Annotated in this window: 5 protein-coding genes; all 5 read right to left on the reverse strand. The window is 29.9% G+C overall.

What is annotated here, in order from left to right; genetic code table 11:
* Positions 1-297: 297 nt before the first annotated feature.
* A complete protein-coding gene (locus tag ACVCZW_RS05800) occupies positions 298-915 on the reverse strand; it encodes a hypothetical protein (RefSeq protein WP_055446224.1) in 618 nt (205 codons plus the stop codon).
* A gap of 148 nt (positions 916-1,063) precedes the next feature.
* Positions 1,064-2,059: a hypothetical protein gene (locus ACVCZW_RS05805; RefSeq protein ID WP_452231898.1), complete on the reverse strand. Its 996-nt coding sequence runs from the start codon at positions 2,057-2,059 to the stop codon at positions 1,064-1,066.
* A 163-nt stretch (positions 2,060-2,222) separates the two neighbouring features.
* The gene (locus tag ACVCZW_RS05810) at positions 2,223-2,960 is read right to left on the reverse strand and encodes a hypothetical protein (protein WP_452231899.1); all 738 of its coding nucleotides are present in this window, start codon (positions 2,958-2,960) and stop codon (positions 2,223-2,225) included.
* A 158-nt stretch (positions 2,961-3,118) separates the two neighbouring features.
* A complete protein-coding gene (locus ACVCZW_RS05815) occupies positions 3,119-3,709 on the reverse strand; it encodes a hypothetical protein (RefSeq protein ID WP_452231900.1) in 591 nt (196 codons plus the stop codon).
* A gap of 174 nt (positions 3,710-3,883) precedes the next feature.
* Entirely contained in the window at positions 3,884-4,459 is a 576-nt protein-coding gene (locus ACVCZW_RS05820; protein WP_452231901.1) for a hypothetical protein, read from the reverse strand.
* Positions 4,460-4,601 lie beyond the last annotated feature (142 nt).

Consider the following 4,601-nt stretch of genomic DNA (forward strand, 5'->3'; position numbering starts at 1 on the left):
ATGTAAGCTTTAGTGTTGTTTTCGTTTAAAAGAGTCTCTATTTGAATTCTCTCCTTTAAGGTAAGTCGTTTATGTTTTTTTACTTCCATTGTAACAAATCTATAAATTTAGATTTGTTGCGTTAAGTTATTGAATTCGGAGACGTTTGTAACAATGAATGCCAACGTGTTTGTATATGGTTTGTTGCGTGTTTAAGCACTAAATTTAGCAAATAAAAACCGAATAGAAAATCCGCGAGGGTTTTCGTAAGCAGGCTAGAACTAGCAATAAATTATATACGGTGTTAGCAAATCGTTTTTATTCTAATAATTCTACATAAACGTTGTTAGTTGAAAGTTTTGTGTCCAACGCAAAATAGTTTCTATTCAGAAGTAATTTTTCAGAAGTTGAATCTATTTTAATAAAACGTAAGTCCATTACAAAACCTTCAAATCCATAGTTTTCAAAATTTTTATAGTCAAATTCAAACGTGCTTTTTTCTGATTTAATTTCTTTAACAATTACAGAATCGTTTTCTTTTTGTAGAAAAACTAATGTTATTTCTCTTGAGCTAATTTTTGATTTAGGAATACTATCAGCAGGCGAGTAAATACTGATTTTCCCTTTCAGAATTGAGTCTTTTTTATTTCCAGTAATATTGAAATCAAAAAATTTACTTTTAGAACTATCTATCACTCCTTTTTTGTAAAAAAGCCAAGTATTCCAAAAGGTATCTAGCTTTTTAGAAACATATGCTTCGTTTTCTCCAACTAATTCGCCATTGTCATAATAAGGAATATTAATTCTTTGGTAACGTTTAGAAGTGTCAATTTCTGTTTTATTCAGAATGACTTTTTCAGTTTTTAAGTCCGTTGACTTTTTACATGAGATTAGGCAAAAAAATAATGGTATGTATATGATTTTGAGGTTGTTCATTAAATGTTTGCTAACGTGTTTGTATATGGTTTGTTGCGTGTTTAAGAACGTAATTTAGCAAATAAAAACCGAATAGAAAATCCGCGAGGGTTTTCGTAAGCAGGCTAGAACCAGCAATAAATTATATACGGTGTTAGCTGTAGTTTTTTTATTCCACTTTGTAACGAACAATGACTTCATTATCCAAAACGACATTAGTAGACCAAATAAATTCAGCACCTTTTCCACTAAATTTTTCTATGAAGTTCATATATGCTTTTTTATTATTTACTCCTATTTCATCTTCAGTATATGTGGTCGCATTTGGCCATTGGCTGTCATTGAAAGTAACGTCAAAACTATTTTCTGGAATTTCCCAATGAATACCGTAAAATGCTGTTCCATTATCAACTCCATCTGTACTGCAATTTGAAGAGATTCTTTTTTCTCCAATTTCACTTAAACAACTTAAATCACTAATAGGTGCAGTATAAAAAGTTTGTGCTTTCCATTTGCTATTTGTAATAGTCCCATCACTAAAGCTGGCTATAAAACCTCCATCTCCAGGATGAAAATCTTTTCCTCTATTATTTTCTGAACCTAAACCTAAATGTTCTTCCCAATCTATTAGTTTTACTGCAATTGTATAAGGTTTTTTTACTTTGAATTTTACAATGTTTGAATTAAATGGTGTAAAAGGTACTGGGTCAACTGCTATTAATTTTCCGTTAATGTAAAGTTCAAAATAATTATCCGCAAAAAGATAGCCTGTAATGATTTCTCCGTCCGAATCTATCTCAAAGACAGGAACGGAATTCATATCTATTTCTGAAAGATTATTTGGTGTTATAGAGTTACATTCATTATATAAATCAGAAGCTTTGGTCGTTTCGTTGAAATGATTAATTCCGGGAACTGTCCAACTATTTCCTAAATCATCTTTTATTTCTCCAACTCCTGAAATTCTGCTACCTCCTTGATTACAAGAAATAAGACTTTTAATTTGTGTTTCCGCTAATCCTTGGGTTACGTTTCCTGTTCCATTGTAAATTTTTTCGTTAGTTGTTTCTTTAGGAATTGATTCATTAGTTGATGATTTTGCGTTTTTTTCCTTACAACTGATTATCGTAATTAATAGAAATAGAAATAAAATGTTATTTTTCATTATATGAGTTTTTTTTTAAATTACAGCTAACGTGTTTGTATATGATTAGTGGCGTGGTAAGTAACTAATTTAGCAAATAAAAACCAAATAGAAAATTCGGAAGAATTTTCGTAAGCAAGCTAAAACTAGCCATTAATTATATACGGTGTTAGCACCAGTTTTTTTATATCTGAAATATGATTTTCGTTTTGTTTGGAATTTCTAACAATTTTTCTTTTTGAATGATTCTAATATTTTCTTTGATATATCTTTTAAGATTTTTTTTAAAACTTTTATCTTTTAAATTTTGTAATATTTTTACTCTTTTAATAGAAAGGTCTGTGTTTATAGTTAATTCGAAAAGGATTGGACGTATAGCAGTTTTTGTAGATTCGTTACTATATACAAAATTCCTCGAATTAAAATGTTCACTTGGTGAAATCATTGCAGAAATATTGAATTCGTTTTTCGGTAATATTTTTTTATCTTTTATAAAATTCAACAATTCTAATTTATATTTTATTCCTGCATCATGTTGTTCTTTTGCATTAGGATATTTAACTGAATTAAATTTTCTGTCGATTTGTTTCGCTCCTGAGCAATATCCAAAACTTAAATTTCCGTTAGTGTCTTTTGTCGCGAATATTAACCAAGTTGAATTTTCAGAAACACTAAAACCACAACTTCCATAAGACATTGTTTTTATCGTTGTAGTTGCTTTTCCTTTATAGATTTCAATTATTTCAATTTCTACATTGTCATAAATTGTTTTAATACTGTTAGGCGTTACTTTTAATATTTTAGCAGTTGCAACAAAATCAGATTGTGCTATTCTTTGAGTAATATTTGGTTTATTGCACATACAAGCTAGAATTTTGCTTGAAATTGCAATAAATAATATGGTAAGCAGGATTTTTTTCATAATTGGTGCTAACGTTTTTGTATATGGTTTGTTGCGTGGTTTAAGCAACTAATTTAGTAAATAATTACCGACCAAGAAAGTCCGCGAGGACTTTCGTAAGTAGGCAAGAAGCCAGCAATAAATTATATACGATGTTGTGTGTAGGCTTTCTTTCCGCATTAACTATACTTTTTCTTTTGTTCCACACTTTTCGGTTCATTCGTTGTTTTGTATTTCCCATTTTTATCTGGCGAATGAATTTTGTATGGTTCTCTATTTTTGTTTTGCTCTTTTCTAATTTCGTGAAATAAAGTCAAATCTCCATTCAGAAAAGTTTGTCCAAATTCAAGTAATTCAGAGTTAGCATTTTCCAAACTTGGTTTTATACCTTTTTCCGTTGGAAAGTTATATTCAGACGCTTTTAATTTCGGTTCAATTTTTTCTTTAAATTTCCAAAGAGCGATTGAATTCCAATCCCATTCATAAAAGTCTTCGCTGTCTCCTTCTCCGAATATTATGTTATAGTGATAAGGATAATCTCTTGGATAAGTGTTGCTCGATATTTTCAGATATTGCTTTTCCTTTCGGTAGATTATGGTCGATGAGTGTTCTCCGATTTCAATTCGGTGTTTTTTAAATCCGAACTGTTCAAAAGTCGGAATTAAAATTTCCAAAGCTTTTTCAAAGAATAACTTTTGTTCAGGCGAAGGCTTCTCCGTTTTTACCGATTTAGCTTTTTTGTTACCTTTTATAAAATCAAATATTCCCATTTTCCTTCTGTGACGGATTTTTTTTCAGCTTACACACAACGTGTTTGTATATGGTTTGTTGCGTGTTTAAGCACTAAATTTAGCAAATAAAAACCGAATAGAAAATCCGCGAGGGTTTTCGTAAGCAGGCTAGAACTAGCAATAAATTATATACGGTGTTACCTACAGTATTTTTTAATTCAGATTTACGTAAATCAAATCTAAAAACAATTTTCTGTAAGTTAATTTTCTGAATTTTTCGTTTGGAATTTTATTCAGAGCTTCTTTTAAGTATGTATTGTTAATTTCCATGTTTCCATATGCCTCATACTTGTTATAGGCAAGTCCAAAATCATATTGCCAACTGTCTGCGTCTATAATATTTAATCGCTCAAATAAATAACCATAGCAGGATATGAAAGAGTTTATCGGAAATAAAAGGTCTGGTTCAAATCCGATTTCAGCATTAAATCTTTCAAAAAATTCAGATTTTATTTCATTTCTTTTGACTTTGTCCAATAATTCTAAATATCCGTTTTTACTTATTTCGGTGAGATATTTTTCTTGAATTAGAAAATTTTCCAATAAGCTATGAATGTTCTGTTGGTAAATCATTTTTCCCTCAATAGGAATCATTTGGTTTACGAGTTTATTGTATTTAATTTCAGAGCACAATTCAAATTTCTCATCCGCAATTGAGTCAGTTGTGTTTTTTGTTGAACCACAAGCTGTGATTAAAACCAAAATTATTATTTGAAGTAGTTTTTTCAATATTGTAGGTAACGTGTTTGTATATGGAAAGTTGCGTTTTTACCAGCGAGGATTTTCCGAAGGAAAATCAGAAGTTAGTAAAAGCGCAACCAACCTTATTTAAGCACTAATCTAGCAATTTTTTATATACGTTGTTAGCAAA

The sequence above is a fragment of the Lacinutrix sp. MEBiC02595 genome (assembly GCF_053601555.1).

What these genes read in the sequence shown, in the direction of transcription:
- ACVCZW_RS05800 (WP_055446224.1), bottom strand. Translation starts at nt 915, where the DNA reads ATGAACAACCTCAAAATCATATACATACCATTATTTTTTTGCCTAATC.
- ACVCZW_RS05805 (WP_452231898.1), bottom strand. Translation starts at nt 2,059, where the DNA reads ATGAAAAATAACATTTTATTTCTATTTCTATTAATTACGATAATCAGT.
- ACVCZW_RS05810 (WP_452231899.1), bottom strand. Translation starts at nt 2,960, where the DNA reads ATGAAAAAAATCCTGCTTACCATATTATTTATTGCAATTTCAAGCAAA.
- ACVCZW_RS05815 (WP_452231900.1), bottom strand. Translation starts at nt 3,709, where the DNA reads ATGGGAATATTTGATTTTATAAAAGGTAACAAAAAAGCTAAATCGGTA.